General features: G+C 64.3%; 17 protein-coding genes (1 of these 17 only partly in view). 8 read left to right on the top strand and 9 right to left on the bottom strand.

The features are described from left to right. Positions 1-17: 17 nt before the first annotated feature. On the bottom strand, positions 18-929 hold the full coding sequence (locus tag I6L39_RS10255) for a LysR family transcriptional regulator (RefSeq protein WP_216991704.1): 912 nt from the start codon (positions 927-929) through the stop codon (positions 18-20). A gap of 145 nt (positions 930-1,074) precedes the next feature. On the opposite strand from I6L39_RS10255, the gene aguA reads away from it, so the two are divergent. From aguA to I6L39_RS10270, 3 genes are all read left to right on the top strand, one after another. Continuing rightward, complete coding sequence (aguA, locus tag I6L39_RS10260; RefSeq protein WP_216991705.1) at positions 1,075-2,172, top strand: agmatine deiminase; 1,098 nt, start codon at positions 1,075-1,077, stop codon at positions 2,170-2,172. A 136-nt stretch (positions 2,173-2,308) separates the two neighbouring features. Continuing rightward, on the top strand, positions 2,309-4,012 hold the full coding sequence (locus I6L39_RS10265) for an amidase (RefSeq protein ID WP_216991706.1): 1,704 nt from the start codon (positions 2,309-2,311) through the stop codon (positions 4,010-4,012). 369 nt (positions 4,013-4,381) lie between these two features. Further along, positions 4,382-5,146 (top strand): RES family NAD+ phosphorylase, encoded by a 765-nt coding sequence (locus tag I6L39_RS10270; protein ID WP_161470183.1) that lies wholly within the window; start codon positions 4,382-4,384, stop codon positions 5,144-5,146. Between the two features lie 580 nt (positions 5,147-5,726). Here the strand turns inward: I6L39_RS10270 and I6L39_RS10275 are convergent. The 3 genes from I6L39_RS10275 to I6L39_RS10285 form a co-directional block, all read right to left on the bottom strand. Continuing rightward, positions 5,727-6,998, bottom strand: a complete 1,272-nt coding sequence (locus I6L39_RS10275) for a ferric reductase-like transmembrane domain-containing protein (RefSeq protein WP_216991707.1) — start codon at positions 6,996-6,998, stop codon at positions 5,727-5,729. Between the two features lie 231 nt (positions 6,999-7,229). Then, a complete protein-coding gene (locus I6L39_RS10280) occupies positions 7,230-8,483 on the bottom strand; it encodes a DEAD/DEAH box helicase (RefSeq protein ID WP_216991708.1) in 1,254 nt (417 codons plus the stop codon). Between the two features lie 175 nt (positions 8,484-8,658). Next, positions 8,659-9,165, bottom strand: a complete 507-nt coding sequence (locus I6L39_RS10285; RefSeq protein ID WP_103859036.1) for a hypothetical protein — start codon at positions 9,163-9,165, stop codon at positions 8,659-8,661. Positions 9,166-9,312: 147 nt separating this feature from the next. On the opposite strand from I6L39_RS10285, the gene I6L39_RS10290 reads away from it, so the two are divergent. Both I6L39_RS10290 and I6L39_RS10295 read left to right on the top strand, forming a co-directional pair. Beyond that, positions 9,313-10,221: an S-adenosyl-l-methionine hydroxide adenosyltransferase family protein gene (locus tag I6L39_RS10290; RefSeq protein ID WP_180911365.1), complete on the top strand. Its 909-nt coding sequence runs from the start codon at positions 9,313-9,315 to the stop codon at positions 10,219-10,221. A gap of 203 nt (positions 10,222-10,424) precedes the next feature. Further along, a complete protein-coding gene (locus I6L39_RS10295; RefSeq protein WP_180911366.1) occupies positions 10,425-12,320 on the top strand; it encodes a PhoX family phosphatase in 1,896 nt (631 codons plus the stop codon). A 217-nt stretch (positions 12,321-12,537) separates the two neighbouring features. On the opposite strand, the gene I6L39_RS10300 is transcribed toward I6L39_RS10295, so the two are convergent. Continuing rightward, a complete protein-coding gene (locus I6L39_RS10300; RefSeq protein ID WP_367948256.1) occupies positions 12,538-14,487 on the bottom strand; it encodes a MacB family efflux pump subunit in 1,950 nt (649 codons plus the stop codon). 2 nt (positions 14,488-14,489) lie between these two features. Then, complete coding sequence (locus I6L39_RS10305) at positions 14,490-15,650, bottom strand: efflux RND transporter periplasmic adaptor subunit (RefSeq protein ID WP_180911368.1); 1,161 nt, start codon at positions 15,648-15,650, stop codon at positions 14,490-14,492. 148 nt (positions 15,651-15,798) lie between these two features. Here I6L39_RS10305 and I6L39_RS10310 point away from each other — a divergent pair, with 148 nt between their 5' ends. Next, positions 15,799-16,479, top strand: a complete 681-nt coding sequence (locus I6L39_RS10310; RefSeq protein ID WP_010672948.1) for a response regulator transcription factor — start codon at positions 15,799-15,801, stop codon at positions 16,477-16,479. Between the two features lie 14 nt (positions 16,480-16,493). After that, complete coding sequence (locus I6L39_RS10315) at positions 16,494-17,813, top strand: ATP-binding protein (RefSeq protein ID WP_235687587.1); 1,320 nt, start codon at positions 16,494-16,496, stop codon at positions 17,811-17,813. Positions 17,814-17,902: 89 nt separating this feature from the next. Here the strand turns inward: I6L39_RS10315 and I6L39_RS10320 are convergent, their stop codons facing one another. From I6L39_RS10320 to I6L39_RS10330, 3 genes are all read right to left on the bottom strand, one after another. Continuing rightward, the gene (locus tag I6L39_RS10320) at positions 17,903-18,313 is read right to left on the bottom strand and encodes a DUF6515 family protein (RefSeq protein WP_216991710.1); all 411 of its coding nucleotides are present in this window, start codon (positions 18,311-18,313) and stop codon (positions 17,903-17,905) included. 1 nt (position 18,314) lies between these two features. Next, entirely contained in the window at positions 18,315-18,509 is a 195-nt protein-coding gene (locus I6L39_RS10325; protein WP_254203766.1) for a hypothetical protein, read from the bottom strand. A 242-nt stretch (positions 18,510-18,751) separates the two neighbouring features. Continuing rightward, a complete protein-coding gene (locus I6L39_RS10330; RefSeq protein WP_209794679.1) occupies positions 18,752-19,312 on the bottom strand; it encodes a carbonate dehydratase in 561 nt (186 codons plus the stop codon). Positions 19,313-19,533: 221 nt separating this feature from the next. Here I6L39_RS10330 and I6L39_RS10335 point away from each other — a divergent pair, with 221 nt between their 5' ends. Then, positions 19,534-19,537, top strand: the 5' end (the start) of a protein-coding gene (locus I6L39_RS10335; protein WP_042077732.1) for a ribonuclease. The gene runs 638 nt beyond the window's last position; only the first 4 of its 642 coding nucleotides appear in the window; it begins with the start codon at positions 19,534-19,536; its stop codon lies beyond the right edge, outside the window.

The following is a 19,537-nucleotide window of genomic DNA, read 5'->3' on the forward strand; positions in this document are numbered from 1 at the left end:
TGTGCCAGACGCAGCGCTTATCCCGGATTCACCAGCTCCTTCATCAACGCCTTCAACCAGATCAAGGCCGGTTGCTGCGCATGCACCGGGTGCCAGACGCAGTTGAGGTGGTAGTCCGGCACGTCTTCGGGCAGGGGCAGGCTCCTGAGCGGCCAGTGGTTGGCGAGCAGCTCGGCCACCATGCTCGGCAGCACCAGCAGGTGGTCGCTCTGGCTCACGATGGCGGCGGCGGACATATAGCTCTGGCTGTTGACCGAGATGGTGCGGCTATGACCCAGGCTCTGCAAATAGCGGTCGAGGCTCGCCTCCGAGGTGCCGAGCGGCGAGTGGAACACATGGGGCATCTCGATAAGCTTTGCCAGGGTGATGCGCTCCTCCTCCAGCGCCAGTGTGGCGCGCACCAGCCCGGCCAGGGGCTCGGTGAGCCAGGTCTCCTTGCCCAGATACCCCGGCACCTGCATGTATTCGTCAAACCCCAGCACCAGATCGATTTCGCCGCTCGCCAGCTCGGCTTCGGGCAGGGTGTCGCGCAGGATGCGGATCTCGATGGTGACCCCGGGGGCCAGCGTCCTGAGGCGCTGGATAAGCGGCGGGATCAGCACGCACTCCACGTAGTCCGTGGTGCAGAGCACGAAGCGGCGCTTCGACTGGCTCGGCTCGAATTCGTCCTCCTCCGAGAGTTGCTGCTCCAGCAGCCGCAGTGCCTGCTGCACCCCCAGGTGCAGGCGCTGGGCCCGGGGAGTCGGCAACATCCCCTGGGGAGTGCGCACCAGCAGAGGGTCGCCGAGAAAGGTGCGCAGCCGGTTGAGGGAGTGGCTCATGGCGGGCTGGCTGATAAAGAGCGATTCGGCGGCGCGGGTCACGCTCCCTTGCGTCATCAGGGCGTCAAAGGCGAGCAGCAGATTGAGGTCGAGCTGGTGCAGTTTCATGGAGGATTATTCGCCGTGCTTATGGGACAATCCATCCTATTCATTTGATGGATGGGCGCGCAACTTCTTACACTGCGACCCACTCTTATTTTTCCAGGGTTCCTGCATCAATCCGGGGGCCTCAATCCATGCAAGGAGCCTTGCGATGAGCATCAAGACCATCAACTCCATTCCGGCCGCCGACGGCTTCACCATGCCCGCCGAGTGGGCGCACCAGCAGGCCGTCTGGATGATCTGGCCGTTCCGCCCGGACAACTGGCGCGTCGCCGGTCGCTTCGCGCAAGCCACCTTCGCCAAGGTGGCCGATGCCATCGGGCAAGCCACCCCGGTCTTTATGGGGGTGCCGGCCCAGTTTATGGAGCAGGCTCGCGCCATCATGCCCGCCCACGTCACCCTGGTGGAGATGGCCAGCGATGACTGCTGGGCACGCGACACCGGTCCCACCGTGGTCACCAACGCCGCCGGCGAGTGCCGCGGGGTGGACTGGGGCTTCAACGCCTGGGGCGGCCACAAGGGCGGTCTCTACTATCCCTGGGATCAGGACGAGAAAGTGGCGGCCCGGATGCTGGAGCAGCACGGCATGGATCGTTACGCCGCGCCGCTCATTCTGGAAGGGGGCTCCATCCACGTGGATGGCGAAGGCACCTGCCTGACCACCGCCGAGTGCCTGCTCAACGAGAACCGCAACCCGCACCTGACCAAGGATCAGATCGAGGCGCACCTGCGCGACTATCTGGGTGTGAAGAGCTTTATCTGGCTGGACGAAGGCGTCTACATGGACGAGACCGACGGCCACATCGACAACATGTGCTGCTTCGTGCGTCCGGGTGAAGTGGCCCTGCACTGGACCGACGACGAGACCGATCCCCAGTACGCCCGCTCCCTGGCCGCCCTCCAGGTGCTGGAAGCGGCGGTGGACGCCAAGGGTCGCAAGCTGAAAGTGTGGAAGCTGCCCCAGCCGGGCCCGCTCTACTGCACCGAAGAGGAATCCGCCGGCGTCGAGAGCGGCAGCGGTGTGCCGCGCGAGGCAGAAGGCCGTCTGGCCGGTTCCTACGTGAACTTCCTCATCACCAACGATCGCATCGTCTACCCGCTGCTGGATGCCGCCACCGACGGCGAAGCCCAGCGCATTCTGGAAGAGATCTTCCCGGATCACACCGTGGTCGGCGTACCGGCCCGGGAGATCCTGCTGGGTGGTGGCAATATCCACTGCATTACTCAGCAAATTCCTTCTGGCAAGTAAGAACCTGTTCCAAGCCAGCCGAGGTTGGTATTCAAAACCCCACGCCGTGGGGTTTTATCTCTTGATGGTGTGATGGTCGCAGGCGCCGATGCGGCGATCATCATGACAAACAGTCACCCTTCTACAGGAGATCCCCATGATCGAAGTGACCGAGGTTTCCATTGCCGAGCTGCGTGCCGCGCTCGAATCGGGCCGCACCACAGCGGTCGAACTGGTCGAGGCCTATCAGGCCCGGATCAAAGCCTATGACGGCCCCGAGACACAAACCCGCCTCAATGCCGTAGTGGTCGCCAATCCCGATGCGCTCAAAGAGGCGCAAGCGTCCGATGAGCGCCGCGCCCGTGGTGAAACCCTGGGGCCGCTCGACGGCATCCCCTACACCGCGAAAGACAGCTATCTGGTCAAGGGGCTGACTGCCGCCTCCGGCAGCCCGGCCTTCAAGGATCTGGTGGCCCAGCGCGACGCCTTTACCGTTGAGCGCCTGCGCGCCGCCGGTGCCATCTGCCTGGGCAAGACCAATATGCCCCCCATGGCCAATGGCGGCATGCAGCGCGGCGTCTATGGCCGCGCCGAGAGCCCCTACAACGCCGACTACCTGACCGCGCCCTTTGCCTCCGGCTCCTCCAACGGCGCCGGTACCGCCACCGCGGCCAGCTTTGCCGCCTTTGGTCTCGCCGAAGAGACCTGGTCGAGCGGCCGGGGTCCTGCGTCCAACAACGGCCTGTGCGCCTACACCCCGTCCCGTGGCGTGATTTCTGTGCGTGGCAACTGGCCCCTGACCCCGACCATGGACGTCGTCGTGCCCTATGCCCGCACCATGGCAGACCTCTTGGAAGTGCTGGATGTGGTAGTGGCCGACGATGCCGAGACTCGTGGTGACCTGTGGCGGATGCAGCCCTGGGTCAAGATCCCCAAGGCCTCCGAGGTGCGTCCGGCTTCCTATCTGGATCTGGCCGCCAAGGCCGATGCCCTCAAGGGCAAGCGCCTCGGCGTGCCGCGCATGTTTATCAACAAGGATGAACTGGCGGGCACCAGCGACAATCCCGGTATCGGCGGCCCGACCGGTCAGCGCATCCATACCCGCGAGGCCGTGATTGCCCTCTGGGAAGAGGCCCGCAAGGCGCTGGAAGCCGCGGGCGCCGAAGTCATCGAGGTGGACTTCCCGCTGGTCTCCAACTGCGAAGGGGACAGACCCGGCGCGCCGACCGTGTTCAATCGCGGCATCGTGAGCCCGGAGTTTCTCAACGACGAGCTGTGGGAGCTCTCCGGCTGGGCGTTCGACGACTTCCTGCGCGCCAACGGCGATCCCAAACTCAACAAGCTTGCGGATGTCGACGGGCCCCAAATCTTCCCCCACGATCCGGGTACCCTGCCGAACCGCGAGGGCGATCTGGCGGCGGGCATGGACGAGTACGTCAAGATGGCCAAGCGCGGTCTCAAGCGTTTCGACGAGATTGCTTCGGTGCCGGACGGCCTGCGCGGTCTGGAGCAGACCCGCAAGCTGGACTTGGAAGAGTGGATGGACGGGCTCAAGCTCGACGCCGTGCTGTTCCCCACCGTCGCCGACGTCGCCCCGGCCGACGCGGACGTGAATCCGGCCTCCGCCGATATCGCCTGGAGCAACGGCATCTGGGTCGCCAACGGCAACCTCGCCATTCGCCACCTCGGCGTGCCGACCGTCACCGTCCCCATGGGCGTCATGGCCGATATCGGTATGCCGGTGGGCCTGACCTTCGCCGGTCGCGCCTATGACGACAACAATCTGCTGCGCGTCGCCTCGGCCTTCGAGTCCACCGGCAGCAAGCGCCAGGTGCCGCCGCGCACGCCGCCGTTGGAGTGATTGGTGTTGTGGGTTAAATCTCTCGGGTTCGTCCGAATATAATGAAAAAACCACCCATTATGCGGGTGGTTTTTTATTATCTATATTGGCTTGTTTTTATTTAAAGATATTAATTGCAACCCTCTAAATTTTTGCTGTGGTCAATGCTGTTATCAATAGTTAACTTAGTCGCATTTCTAATGATGCATTCTATTGCTGTGTTATTTCTGTCGTTCTTATCTATAAAAGAAAATTTTGTGGTGATAATGTATCAGGTGGTTAACTGTTGAGTAGTATTTGTAAATGTCTGTTCGTGGTGTTTATTTGTACGTCGTAGCACATTTTTATGGTAAAGTCTTCAACTGTATTCATCTTCAATAAGGTTGTGGAATGACATTTAAATCTCATAGAAGCTATTACAAATTTATGAATGCAGTGGGCTCAAAAAATCGCTATATTTTAGATGCAGAATCCCAAAGCTTCATGAATTCTATTCTTGAAACCTGTCAGGATAGAATTAAAGTGGTTGAGCCTAGCCATGTTTTATGGCGTGCCCAGTTAGGGCATAATGAGAGAGAGATAACGCAAACAGACCACGATACAGGAGAGGAGGTAGTAGTTGATAGCATGCCTATTCCATTCCCATATCAGAGAATGAAACCATTAGTAGATTCCGCATCAGAAGGAAGAGCTAATCCCAAGGGTATTCCATACATATATGTTGCTACAGATAAAGAAACGGCAATGTCTGAAGTTAGGCCATGGTTAGGTTCTATTATTTCACTTGCACGGTTTAGAGTTAATAGAAAACTCAGGGTGATTGACTTTTCTGAGTTGTATGGAGAGGGTAATCGTCGATTTTATCTAGGGGAGCCACAACAGGAAGAAATCATCAAAGCTGTTTGGGCTGATATAGATAATGCGTTCTCTCGACCGGTAAAAGCATCGGATGTGACATCTGATTACGTACCCACCCAAATTATCTCTGAGTTTATTAAGTCCAAAGGATATGATGGGATTGCTTATAAAAGCTCTCTTGCTGCAGGTCATAACATAGCTCTCTTTGACTTAACATCAGCAGATGTTATTGCTTGTGATCTTCATGAGGTTTCATCTGTGAAGTTCTCTTTCAATAATATGCCTGAGCATTGGTAATTTAGCATATTTGGCTTGGCAGGATCATGGCCATATCGAATAGCGAAGCGTATTCGGACGATCGCGAATAGGGAGTTGCCGAGACGCTGCTGATATCCAGAGTTTCCTGTCGGTCTTGTCATGATCTGATGCGTGGCGGTATGCGGACGATTACGCTGCGCTAATCGACCCTACATCAAGGCGTTGATTGCGTATGTTGAGCCCTTACCTCTCTCCATTCCCCGCATTGCCAACCGCCATCTTTGTCGTGACTCGCTGCTGATTTCTCCTGATCTCCCCAGACTTCACCCTGGCTTCACACAGCCTCATTCTCCCCCTCACATATCCCTTCTATCTTCTGCCCACTGATAAATGGGCCCGCTTGCCACAGGGTGGCGAGGGCCAAAGAGAGGGGAGCAAGACGATGAAATCCTGGATCAAATACGGGTTGGCCGGGGCCTTGATACTGGTGGCGAGTTTCTGGGGCGGTAGCGTGCGGGCGGCGGAGGTCTGTTCCACTCAAGGGGGCCCGTGCCCGCCCGTCTCCCTGCCCCCTTTATATCAACTGGCAGCCAATGGCTGAACGCGCCGGGCTGATCTGTCAACGGAAGCGGAACAGCTCCCGGTGCAGCGGGGTGGCCAGATGGGCATCCAGGGTGTGGGCCATGGGCTCGGGGCCGCAGAACCACACCGGGGTGTGCTGGCGTTTGCCCAGGGCGGGGAGATCCAGTCGGCCGCGCTCTGACTCCAGATGCAGCCGGTAGTCGACCCCGGCCCGGCGGCACAGCTCGGCCAGCCGACTGTGGTAGGGGGCGGCCTCGGCGCTGGGGGCGCATTGCAGCAAGGTGGTGCCCGGGCGTGTCTCGCCACGGCGCACCAGGGCCTCCAGCCAGGCGACGAAGGGGGTGATGCCGATACCGGCGCCCATCCAGAGCGCGGGGGCCGGGTCTGGCAGGGCGAAGGCGCCATAGGGGCCGGTCACGATGACCGCATCCCCCACCTTGAGGTGGCGGTGCAGCCAGCGGGTGTGATCCCCGAGGGCGCGTACCGCCAGGGTCAGGGAGCGGTAGTCTGCCGAGACATCCACCAGGGTGTAGGGATGGGGCTCGCCGCACCCGGCGAAGTCGAAGAAGGCGAACTGTCCGGGGCGATAGCCGTGCAGGGGCGCGGTGAGGGCAACCCGGATCTCCAGGGTGCGCTCATCCAGGGGGGTGAGGGCGCTGACCGTCCCCTGGTGGCGCTCGTTTTGGCCCACCCGGCCAAACAGGGAGTAGAGCGCCCCCAGGGCACCCAGCCCGCCGCCGATGAGCAGGGTCAGGCCGACCGGGGTCAGGACGCCGATGCGTGGCAGCAGGCAGAGCCCGTGCAGCCAGCCCATCAGATAGATGACGGGGGCCAGCCGGTGAACCACCCGGAAGCGCTCGTAGCGCACCACCGCAAGCAGGCTCACCGCTACCAGGGCCAGCAGCAGATAGAAACCCCATTCCCCCAGGGTATTGCCGAGTTCGTGCCACAGGTCATCGCTGCCTGCGCCTGCACCGCGGCGTGCCGGCCGGGTCAGCCAGTCGGCGGCGACGGCCCACTTGGGGGCTTCCACCAGCAGCCAGTGGGCCATCAGGGTGCCGGTGGCCCAGAGGGCGCTGCTGCGGTGCAGGCGCAACATGCGATCCAGCCCGCCACACCAGGCCTCGAGCCTGGGCAGGCGCAGGGCCAGCAGCAAAGAGAGGGTCATGGCGCCGAGGCCAAGCAGACCGGTCAGGATAAGCAGCTCGTGGCGCCAGGGCCAGACGCTGGCGGGCCACTGGGTGAGACCAGAGAGCCAGAGCAGGGTGAGGGTCAGGGGCAGGGCCCAGACGAGGGATGCGGGTTTCATGATGTCCTCCTTGTGCCATGCCTTTATTTCACGCCTGCTTTGTGGCGAAAGTGTGCCCCTTCACTACCTCTTTTGTAGCAGAGTGTGGCAAGGCTCTGGGGGCGGTCTGGTCAGGGGAACAAGAGGGAGAGAGCAAGAGAGGGGGTCGGCGGCGCCAGGGTTTCTCCCCGGGCCGGCGCGAGGAAAAGGGGAGCACCCGTGCTTTGGGGCTCCCCCGCAAGATCCTCCATGTCAGGGCTTGCGGCCCTTGCCGCCTTTGTTGCCCGCGAGGGCCTGCTTTCTGGCCTTCTGCTTCTGGGCACCCTTGCTGGCGCGGCGCGGCTCTGGGTCGAAGCGGGTGAGATCCGGCTCGAAGCCCGGGAACCACTGCTGGGGCAATCGGGTGTCGAGCACGGCCTCCACCTTCTCCAGCAGGGGTGCGTCTTCGGGGCTGAACAATGTGATGGCGAGCCCCTTGTTGCCGGCGCGGCCGGTGCGCCCGATGCGGTGCACGTAATCCTCCGGCTGATGGGGGAACTCCAGATTGATCACATGGTTGAGGTCGCTGATATCGAGGCCGCGGGCCGCCACGTCGGTGGCCACCAGCGCCTGCAGAGTACCGGCGCGAAACTCCAGCAGCACCTTCTCCCGCGCGCTCTGGGACAGATCCCCGTGGAAGGCCAGCGCATTGATGCCCGCCTTGCCAAGCTGCTGGGCCAGCTTGTCGGCCCCCTGGCGGGTGCGGCTGAAGATCAGCGCCGGTGCCCAGCCCTTCACGGTCAGCATGTGTTCGACCAGTGCCACCTTGCGCTCCCCATCCACCGCATAGACCCGCTGCTCCACCTCGGCCGCCGTGGTGTTGCGCGGTGCCACCTCGATCAGTTCGGGGTCGCGCAGCAAGACCTTGCTGAGCGCAAAGAGGTTGTCGTCGCAGGTGGCCGAAAACAGCAGGGTCTGGCGATCCGCCGGTATCTGTTTGAGCAGGGCGGTGATCTCGTCCATGAAGCCCATGTCGAGCATGCGATCGGCTTCGTCGAAGACCAGATACTCTAGCTGGCCCAGGCGCAGCGCCCCCTGGCGCAGATGGTCGAGCAACCGGCCCGGGGTGGCGATCAGCAGATCCACCCCGGCTTTCAGCGCCTCCACCTGGGCCGCTATGCTGACCCCGCCGTAGACCAGGGCGCTGGCAAGGCCTGTGCCCTGACCGTAGCGCTCGACGCTATCAAAAACCTGCACCGCCAGCTCGCGGGTCGGCACCAGCACCAGGGCGCGGATGGGGCGAGGGGACGCCTGTTGCGGCTGCTGCATCAACAACTCCAGCAGTGGCAGCACGAAGGCGGCGGTCTTGCCGGTACCTGTCTGGGCCCCCGCCAGCAGATCGCGGCCTGCCAGGATGGCCGGGATGGCGGCGGCCTGGATCGGGGTCGGCGTGGCGTAGCCGAGTTCGCTCAGGGTCTGCTGCAAACGGGGGGAGAGCGCCAGGTCGGCAAAGGAGGCGTTGGACATAGGGGCACCAGTATGGGGTTATCGCGGCCAGGGGCCGAGACGGAAACGATCAGAGTGGCCGGCATGGTAACAGATACAGCGGCACGGGCAGAAGGCGGACCGGTGGGGCTGCAAAGGTCAGATGCAGTGAAATACCTCTGCCAGCGCGTCGGCTGGCTCTTCAGGCCGGGCTGGCTCAGTCAACCAGGGCGACGCTCCCGGCATCCAGGTGGTGCATCCACTCCCGCAGGATCAGCAGGGCGGCGGCGACGCGCCTCTCCCTCGGCAACTGGGCGGAGGCGAGGGGATCCCCCTCCACCATGGCGGCCAGCTGGCCGAACAACCGTTCTATGTTCTCCCGGCTCTGCACCCGGTTGCCGAGCACCTCGGCCAGGGGCACCGGGCTTTGCAGGTGCAGCACGGGGTGGGGCGGGATCCGGTCCGCGAGGGGCATCAGCACATCTTCCACCACCATGATGGCCTGCTCAAGCTCGAGGGGGGTCAGCAGATCCTCCGTTACCGGGATGGCCTGCTCCAGCTCCAGGGCGCTCGGCGGGTCCCGGCGAAACGGACCCGGGGTCAGGGCATCCAACCCCAGGGCCAGCGAAAAGGTCTGGCTGACGCCGTCCGCCCCGCTGATCTGCACCCGGCTCCGGGTCTCCCCCAGGCTCAGCAAAATGGTGTCGCGTTTCTCTACTGTCATGTGGTGCTCTCCTGTCGTCGAATGCCCATGGATACACCCGAGCGGTCCGGATTGGCGAGTCTTTTCCCCCCATTCGGGCATCAGGGGTTGCAAAGATCTCCTTGAATGGCAATCTGGACGTCCAAACGTCTTGAAAGGAGCCCTGACATGGATATTCGTATTGTCCCCCGCGCCCTCGTGCTCGCCCTCTCTCTGGTGGGGGCGAGTGCTCTTGCCAACGAGGCCCTGGTGTTCCAGACCGACTTCGGTCTCAAGGATGGCGCCGTCTCCGCCATGAAGGGGGTCGCCTTCGGGGTGGACCGCACCCTGCCGCTCCATGACCTGACCCACGAGATCCCGGCCTACAACATCTGGGAGGCCTCCTACCGCCTCTATCAGACCCTGCAATACTGGCCCGAGGGCACCGTCTTCGTCAGCGTGGTGGACCCCGGTGTCGGCACCGAACGCAAGTCGGTGGTGCTCAAGACCAGGAGCGGCCACTACATCGTCAGCCCGGACAACGGCACCCTGACCCTGGCGGCGGAGCACTTCGGCATCGACACCGTGCGCCAGATAGACGAGAAGACCAACCGCCTCAAGGGCTCCGAGAAGTCCTACACCTTCCATGGGCGCGACGTCTACGCCTACACTGGTGCCCGCCTCGCCTCCGGTGCCATCAGCTTCGAGCAGGTGGGGCCCAAACTGCCTGCCGAGGTGGTGACCATCCCCTATCAGCCTGCTGTGGTCGAGCAGGATGGCACCTTGAAGGGCACCATCCCGATCCTGGACGTGCAGTACGGCAACGTCTGGACCAACATCGACGAGGCCCTGCTCGGCAAGGCAGGCATCCACAAGGGGGACAACGCCTGCATCAGGATCAGCGAAGGGGATGCGCTGAAATACGAGGGCAAGGCCCCCTACGTCAGCAGCTTTGGCGATGTACCTGAAGGCCAGCCCCTGGTCTACCTCAACAGCCTGTTGCAGGTGTCGGTGGCCCTGAACATGGACAGCTTCGCCGCCAGACACCAGGTGCAATCCGGCGCCAACTGGCATATCAGCCTGAAGAAGTGCGGCTAGATAGAGGGGAGAGCTTCTGTCGGCGATGTGTCTCTTGGGGCGGTGGGACTCGTGTCCACCGCCCCTTCTCCTGGGCGGTGGCGCCTTGTCGGGCCAGGCGGTTATCTCATCGCTTGTCATCCTTGTTTAATAAAGTGCCGCCATGCTGTGGCCGGACGCAGTGATTACTCAATGACGCCAGCACAGAGAACAAGGAAAAGCCGATGAGCCGTTTTGACGAGAGAGACAGCGCCAACCATCCCCGGGAGCAGGAGCCGGAATTCAACCGCCTCATCGAGGCCGGCCTGAGCCGCCGTGGTTTCCTGAAGGGGGTGGGCGCCGCCAGCATGGTGGCCTTCTTCGCCGCGAGCCCGGTGGCCCGCGCCGTGGCCGCCGCGACCCAGCCGCTGCTCGGCTTCCAGGCCGTGCCCGCCTCGGTGGCCGACACCATAGTGGTGCCGCCCGGCTACCGGGCCGAGGTGCTGATCGCCTGGGGGGATGCCCTCTTCCCCGATGCCCCCGCCTTTGCCCAGCGCAATGATGCCAAGGCCCAGGCCCGCCAGTTTGGCGACAACAACGACGGCATGAGCTTCTTCCCCCTGGGTCCGGATCGTGCCCTGCTCGCCGTCAACAACGAATACACCAACTACGAATACCTGTTTGAAGATGGCGGCAAGGCCCTCAGTGCCGAGGCGGTCGCCAAGGCCCAGGCGGCCCACGGGGTCTCCCTGGTGGAGCTGGCGCGCGTCGATGGCAAGTGGCAGGCCAACCCCAGGGGGGCCCTCAACCGCCGTATCACCGCCACCACCCCCATGACCCTGAGCGGCCCGGCGGCAGGCCATGCCCTGCTCAAGACCCAGGCCGATCCCGAGGGGCGCACCGCCCTCGGCACCTTCAACAACTGCGCCAACGGCCAGACCCCCTGGGGCACCTACCTCACCTGCGAGGAGAACTTCAACGGCTACTTCGGCAGTGCGGGCAAGCCGGTGCTGGACCAGCGCGCCGCCCGCTACGGCCTGGCCGCCGAGGATGCAGGCTTTGGCTGGCACAAATTTGACGAGCGATTCGATCTCGCTAAGCATCCCCAGGAGCCGCACCGCTTCGGCTGGGTGGTGGAAATCGATCCGCAGGATCCCGCCTCCACCCCGAAGAAGCGCACCGCCCTTGGCCGCTTCAAGCATGAGAATGCCGCCTTCACCGTCAACAAGGATGGCCGCGCCGTGGTCTACCTGGGCGACGACGAGCGGGGCGAGCACATCTATCGCTTCGTCTCCAAGAACCAGGTGGCGCCGGGCGATGACCCCGCCAACCGGGATCTGCTGGACGAGGGCACCCTCTATGTGGCCCGCTTCGAGGCCAGGGAGGGGGAGCTCAAAGGTACCGGCCAGTGGCTGCCCCTGGTACACGGCCAGCATGGCCTGACCCGGGAGAACGGCTTCGCCGATCAGGGGGAGGTGCTCATCTTCGCCCGGGAGGCGGCGACCCGGCTCGGCGCCACCACCATGGACAGGCCCGAGTGGGTGGCCGTGCATCCCCACAGGGCAGAGGTCTACTGCACCCTGACCAACAACAAGAACCGCGGCCTCAAGGAGAACCAGCCCCTGGACGGCGCCAACCCCAGGGCCGAGAACCCCTATGGCCAGATCATCCGCTGGCGCCCGATGGGGGACGATCACGGGAGCGACCGCTTCGAGTGGGATCTCTTCCTGCTGGCGGGCAACCCAGGTGTGCACAAGGAGGGGCTGATGGCGGGCAGTGCCAGCATCCACCCGGACAACATGTTCAACAGCCCGGACGGCATCGGCTTCGACGAAGCGGGACGGCTCTGGATCCAGACCGACGGCGACTACTCCAACGAGAAGCAGTTTGCCGGCATGGGCAACAACCAGATGCTGTGCGCCGATCCCGCGAGCGGCGAGGTGCGCCGCTTCCTGACCGGCCCCGTGGCTTGCGAGATCACGGGCCTCACCTTCACGCCTGACTGGCGCACCATGTTCGTCGGGGTGCAGCACCCGGGGGAGGAGGGGGCTCCCTCTCACTTCCCGGACGGCGGCACCGCCATCCCCCGTTCCGCCGTGTTGCGGATCACCCGGGACGATGGTGGCATCATAGGCACCTGATGGCCCGGGGTAACCGACTGGCCCGTGATGACAAGAGCCGCCTTCGGGCGGCTTTTTGTCGGAGTGGCGGGCGGGAGACAAAAAAAGACCGGGTACGGGACCCGGTCAAAGAACCCGCGCATTCAGGGAAGAAGTGCGGGCGTTCAGGCTTGGTGGCGGGGCCGGTGTCGGCCCCCGATCCGGTGTCGGGGTGGCGTCACCCCGGCGTCAATGCGGGCTATTCGCGCTCCAGTGCGTGGATGGGATCCAGCCTGGCGGCCCGGCGGGCCGGGGCGAAGCCGAATATTACCCCGATCAGGCTGGCACAAAGGCAGGCCACCCCCATGGCGGCAAGGGAGTAGCTCATCCGGACGCCGCTGCCGAGGTGGTCGAACAGTTGGCCCAGCACCAGGGAGAGGGCTATGCCGAGCACTCCCCCCAGCAGGCAGATCAGCACGGCTTCAATGAGGAACTGCTGCTGGATGTCCCGGGTCCGTGCGCCGACCGCCATCCGCACCCCTATCTCCCGGGTGCGCTCGGTGACCGAGACCAGCATGATGTTCATCACCCCTATGCCCCCGACGATCAGGGAAATGAGGGCGATGAGGGCGATCAGCGTGGTCAGGGTGGCGCTGGTCTGGCTGATGGTCTGGCGGATGCTGTCGGTGTTGAGCAGGAAGAAGTCCTGGCTGCCGTGGCGCAGGGTGAGCAGGCGGCTGATGCCGTCCTGGGCGGCGTCCAGGCTCACCTCGTCCCGTACCCGCACGCTGATGCTGCGCAGATGGCTCTGCCCCAGCAGGCGGCTCATGGCAGTGGTATGAGGGATCCAGACGTTGAGGGTCTCGTCGCTGCCAAAGCCGCTCTGGTTCTTGATGGCGACCCCGATCACCCGGCAGGGCAGATCCCCCAGCAGGATCACCTGGCCCAGGGGGGACTGGGCCGGGGCGAACAGCTTGTCCCGGGTGTGCTCGTCGATCACCACCTCCTGGGCCAGGCTCTCCTCGCTCTGGCGATCGAAGCCCATGCCCTGGGCCAGGCGATAGCCCCGGACCTGGAAGAACTGGGCGCCGACCCCGTTGATGGTGCCGGAGACGGCGGCGCTGCCAACGCGCAGGGTGGCGCTGGTGCTGAGGCTGGGGGTGACGCTGTGCACGTAGTCCAGCCGGGCGATGGCCTCGGCGTCCCCGATCCGCAACGTCTCTATGGTAGCGGAGCGCATGTCCCCGAAGCCGCGGCCGGGGAACACCTCCAGGGTGCTGGTGCCCATGGCGTTGATGTTCTCCAGCACCCGCTCCCGGGAGCCCTGGCCGAGGGCCACCACGGTCACCACCGAGGCGATACCTATGATGATGCCGAGCATGGTGAGACAGGTGCGAAGGCGCTGGGCGACCATGGCCTTGATGGCCATCTGCAGGGCATTGCCGAGCCCCGCCATCAGCGGGGTTTTCCCCCCGACGGACGCATTGGTGGCGGCCAGGGTCGCCTGGGAAAGGGCCTGTGGTTCGCGCGTGCGGCGATCGGCGATCACCCGGCCATCTTTCAGTTCGATGATCCGCTCGGCGTGGCGGGCGATCTCCATGTCGTGGGTGACGATCACCAGGGTGTGGCCCTGGCGATGCAGGGCCTGAAGGCTCGCCATCACCTCGGCGCCGCTCTGGCTGTCGAGGGCCCCGGTCGGCTCGTCGGCCAGGATCACCTCGCCGCCGTTGATGAGGGCCCGGGCGATGCTGACCCGCTGCTGCTGGCCGCCGGAGAGCTGGCTTGGCTTGTGTTCGAGCCGGCTGGCGAGGCCGAAGCGGGTCAGCAGGGCCTCGGCCCGCTGGCGTCGCTCGGCCGGATCCAGACCGGCGTAGAGGGCGGGCACCTCCACATTGGTGCGGGCATCGAGATCCGCCAGCAGGTGATAACGCTGGAAAATGAAGCCGAAGTGCTCCCGGCGCAGGGCGGCGAGCTCGTCACGGCAGAGGGTGGCAGTGTCGCGCCCGGCCACCAGATAGGCCCCCTCGCTCGGCTGATCCAGGCAGCCCAGCAGGTTCATCAGGGTGGATTTGCCGGAGCCCGAGGCGCCGACGATGGCCACCATCTCCCCACGGGCGATCGCCAGATCGATGCCGTCGAGCACGGTGACGGTGCGCTCATCCTCTCCGAAGTGGCGGCGGACGCCCCGCAGCTGCAACAAGGCGCCCATGGTCACATCCCCATGGGGGGTGGCATGCCCCCGGCGGCGTCGCTCTGGCCCGCGCTCACTTCGCTGACGATCACCCGCTCACCGGCGCTCAGGCCCGACAGGATCTGGGCATCCACCTTGTTGTTCAGGCCGACCTTGACCCGGCGCAGGCTGATCCTGCCTCCGTCGTCGACCACCCTGACCTGATCCCCCTGCAGGGCGATGGCCGGGATCACCAGCGCCTCTTTGAGCCGGGCGACCACCAGATAGACCTGGGCCGTCATGCTGATCCTGAGCTGACCGTCCTGATTGGGCACCTCGAAGAGGCCGTGATAATAGATGGCGTTGCTGTCGCTGCTGCTGGTGGTCGTGTCGTCGTCGTTGATGGTGTCGGGGGCGGGCTCGATGGCCCGCAGGGATCCCTCGAAGCGGCGCTGGCTGTTGCCAAGAATGGTGAAATAGACCGGCATGCCGACTTGGGCGTTGATGACGTCGGCCTCGGAGATCTTGGCCTCCACCGTCATGGTATCGAGCCGGGCGATCTTGAGCAGGGTGGGGGTACTCTGGCTGGCGTTGAGGGTCTGCCCCTCCTCCACCGGCACGGCCACCACGGTGCCGGAGAGGGGGGCCAGGATCCGGGTATACCCCAGGTTGACCCGGGCGGTGTCCACCGCGATCCCGGCCTGCACCCGCTGGGCCTGGAGGGCCCGGATATCGGCCAGGGTCTCGTCCAGGGTCGCTCTGGCGCTGTCATGGTCGGCCGTGCTGCCAAGGCCTCTTGCGACTATCTGTTGCTGGCGCTGGTACGCCAGGCGGGCATTGCGAAGGGTGGCCTCTTTGGAATCCAGCTGGGCCTGGAGGTTGTCGCGCTGTGCCAGGGCATCCTTGAGGGCGTTCTGCTGGGGCAGATCGTCGATCTCGGCCAGCAGATCCCCCTGTTTGACTGCCTGACCCAGGGTCACGTGCAGCTTCTTGATCTGGCCCGACACCTGGGCGCCCACGCTCACCTGCTTGCGCGCCTTCAGGGTACCGTCCGCCATGATGAGCTGCTCCAGATCCCGGATCTCGGCGCTGGCGGTGATGTAGTCGCTGGCGGGGGCCTTGGCCTGGGGGCGCCAGGCCAGCAACAGGGCGAGGGCGCACAGGGGCAGCAGCCAGAACAGACGAGGGGAGAGCGTGGGCATGACAACCTGTATCCTGAATGACGAGAACGGCGGCACTCTACCCCAGAGCCGGGTTAAGGCTCTTTGCGCCAAGCGTAAGGGTTTCGTAAAAATGGCTGCCAAGGGCGTGGCAAGGGGCGAAAATGGCCGCCGACAAGGGAGACCGCATATGAAGATCCTGCTGGTGGATGACGATGCCGAACTGGGCGCCATGTTGAGTGAATACCTGGGGGGAGAGGGGTTTGACACCACCCAGGTGCTGACCGGAGGGGAAGGTGTGCACCATGCCCTCTCCGGCCGTTACAGCGCCCTCTTGCTGGATGTGATGCTGCCCGACTTGAGCGGCACCGAGGTGCTGCGCCAGGTGCGCCAGCGCAGCCGCCTGCCGATCATCATGCTGACCGCCAAGGGGGACAACGTGGATCGAGTGGTGGGACTGGAGATGGGGGCCGATGACTATGTGCCCAAACCCTGCTATCCCAGGGAGCTGGTGGCCCGGCTGCGGGCCGTTTTGCGGCGGGTCAACGAGGGGGGGAGCGCAACCCCCTCGCCGGATGCCCTCATCCTGGGGGATCTGACGGTCACCCCGGCGAACCGGGTCTGTCTCTGGCAGGGGGAGCCGCTGGAGCTGACCGCCACCGAGTTCAACATGCTGGTGTTGCTGGTGCGAGCACCGGAGCAGGTGGTCACCAAGGATACCCTCTCCCTGCAAGGGGTAGGGCGCCCGCGGGAGGCCTATGACCGCAGTGTCGATGTGCACATCTGCAACCTGAGGCAGAAACTGCAGCAGAAAGCGGGGGAGGCCGTCACCATAGAGACGGTGCGCAGCATAGGGTACAAGATACGGTGATCCTCAAGGGGCGTTTGTTCTGGAAGATTCTGCTGGGGTTCTGGCTGGCCATAGTGCTGGTGAGCCAACTGCTCTGGCTCGGTTTTCGTGCCGAGCGTGAACCCCCGGAAGAGCACCTGGCCCAGCAGTTGGCGAGCCAGCATCTGGAGATGGTGGCAGCCGTGCTGGCAAAGGGAGGAATCGAGGCTGCGACGGCATTGAGCCAGGCCATGTCGCCGCCGTTGCTGCAGATAACACCCCTCGATGTCTCCGATGCGCCCCCCCGGCCAGCGCCCCAGGCATCCAGGCCGCCAGCCTCCGGGGAGCCGGGCCCTGGCACCGTGCTGACACGCACCGTGATCGCCAGCGACGGGCGGACCTATCTGCTGCAGACCAGAGCGGACCCGCGCGTCCTCCCCGGCGGGCCTGCTCCCGGCCCCCTCTCCTGGCTCAACATTCCCCCGCCCATGCTCTGGATTGGCGGCCTGGGGGGGCTCTTGTTCAGCATTCTGTTCGCCTGGCACCTGACCCGGCCGATGAACGCCCTGCGGCGCAGCTTCGATCGGGTAGCCAGAGGGGATCTGGGGGTCAGGCTGTGGCCCGCTCTGCGCTGGCGCAGGGACGAGCTGACGGAGGTGGCGAAGGAGTTCGATCTCATGGTGGAGCGGCTGCAGCAGCTGGTCGAGGGGCGCGAGCAGCTGCTTCACGACGTCTCCCACGAGCTGCGATCTCCCCTGGCCCGCATCCAGATGGCCATCGGTCTGGCGGAGCAGCGCCCGGAGAAGGCAAGCGACGCCCTGGCGCGGATCCGGCTCGAGACGGAGCGGATGGACAGGATGATAGGGGAGCTGCTGACCCTCTCCCGCGCCGAGCAGGGCCACGGGCTGGCGCAGAGCCACTACGACCTGCTGGCGCTGGTGGAGACCGTCGTCCAGGATGCCAGGTTCGAGGCCCAGCAATCCGGGGTCGAGATAGCGCTCGAGCAGGCGCTGGGGGAGGGGTGCCTCCTGCTGGGCCATGCCGAGCTGGTGCGCCGCGCCGTGGAGAACGTGGTGCGCAACGCCCTGCGCTTCTCGCAGTCGGGGCAGAAGGTGAACGTCAGCCTGATTCGTCTGGGCCAGGAGGTGCAGCTCTCCATCGCCGATCGGGGGCCCGGGGTGGAGGAGGGGAAGCTGGCGGGGATCTTCGACCCCTTCGTGCGCATCGGCTCACCCCGCATGGGCAAGGGCTACGGGCTCGGGCTCGCCATCGCCCGCAAGGCGGTGACCCTGCAGGGCGGCACCATCCAGGCGCGCAACCGTGCTCAGGGGGGACTGAGGGTGACCATGACGCTGCCCCTTCACGATCAGCCCTGAGGGGGCGGCTCAGACCTGAGTGGGGTAAACACCCTGGTAATGAAAGAGGGGGCCAAGGCCCCCTGCTCGTATCTGTTCCTCCGTGCGATTCAGCGCAGCGCCGCTGGCGGCGGCACCTCGGTGTAGCGCCCGTCTATTTCTCGCAGGTAGTAGTGACCCTTCCTGACGTAATAGCGGCGGCCATCCAGATCCAGGGGGTCCAGGCCCGACTCCGCTGTGACCAAGACCTGAGGGGGTGGAGCAACCACCACGTAGTGGTTCTCCTGCTGGCGGTAGAAGATGCCGCCGAGCACATAGTAGGTGAGCCCCGCCAGCAACAGGGTTTCCACCCCTCCCGGCAGCCTGTCGACGCGGTGGCCGAAGCCAGGGCCAGTCCCATGGCCGTACTGCGGGGCAGGGCTCTCCCACCCGCCCGGCCTGCCCATGTTGCCTGGTTCCGCCATGGCGGGCAGGGCGATGGCCATGGCAAGCAGCCAGAGTGAGGGGCGGCGCAGACTCATCTCACTGCCCCTTGAGCGGCGCACCGGCGGGCTGGGGTTTGAGTGGCTGGGGCGGCAGTTCGCGCACGCTGACCATGACCTCGTAGCGGGTATCCGGCTTGGCGGCATCAATGTTCCTGGACAGTGCCTGTGCCAGGGCCTGGGGATCCGCACCCTGCTTGCTGGCGTGATAGAGCACGGAGGGGGGTTGTGTCATGGGGCCTCCCTGGCGGGCGCCCATCGGGGGCGGCATTTCGGCATGAACGAGCGTGGTGCCCAGCAGGAGGGCAAGGGCGACAGGATAGCGTGACATGATGATGACTCCATTGATGGGAACGCCCCCATCAAACGCGACGCGTGCGCCCGGCTCAACCACCTTTACACCCTCTTTTCGCCCCCTTTACAGTTGTGACAACGGGCGCCATGGCGCCCGTCGTGTCTCGTGAACCGCTCGCCGGATCAAAACTCGTTGGAGAGCGCCTTGTAACCCCTGACCAGGTCGATATTGGTGTGGGCCACATCCTCGGAGAACTCGGTCGCGTCCACGGTGACGCGCGGGATCTGCGCCAGATCGCTCTGCTGGTTGATGCGGGTGGTGGAGGGCACGTAGAAGCCGGGGGGGATATCGCAGCCATCGACCACGGAGTTGTGGCGCACCACGGATCCTTCGCCGATGTGGCAGTTGAACAGCACGCTGTTGAAGCCGATGAAGACCCGGTTACCCACTTCACAGGGGCCGTGGACGATGCTGCGGTGGGCGATGGAGCTGTACTCGCCGATGGTGACGGCGGCGCCGGATTTGGAGTGGATGACGACGCCATCCTGAATGTTGGAGTTGGCGCCGATGACGATGGGCTCCATGTCGCCGCTCTCGTCCACTTCGTCTGCGCGGATCACGGCATAGGGGCCGACAAACACGTTCTCCTTGATGATCACCTTGCCACAGATGATGGCGGTCTTGTCGATATAGGCGGATTCGTCGATAACGGGCAGGTGACCTGAGGGATTCTTGCGGATCATGTTACGTCCTGTTGCTGATGAAATCGGGGAAAAGTGGCGCGTCATGAAGGCCCGCCGGAGAGCCAGCTTACGCCTCTGATCCGGCAGGGGAAACCCTTTACTGGTCTGACCCATCTTTCATAGGGGCATTACTCATGGTTGTTCTTTGACTCCCTGTTATGGGAGCATGGGGGCGCGCAATGGGGCGCCGCCGGGTGCAAAGAAATGAGGAGGATCGAGAGATGA

This window comes from Aeromonas sp. FDAARGOS 1409, assembly GCF_019048705.1.
Taxonomy (GTDB): domain Bacteria; phylum Pseudomonadota; class Gammaproteobacteria; order Enterobacterales; family Aeromonadaceae; genus Aeromonas; species Aeromonas sanarellii.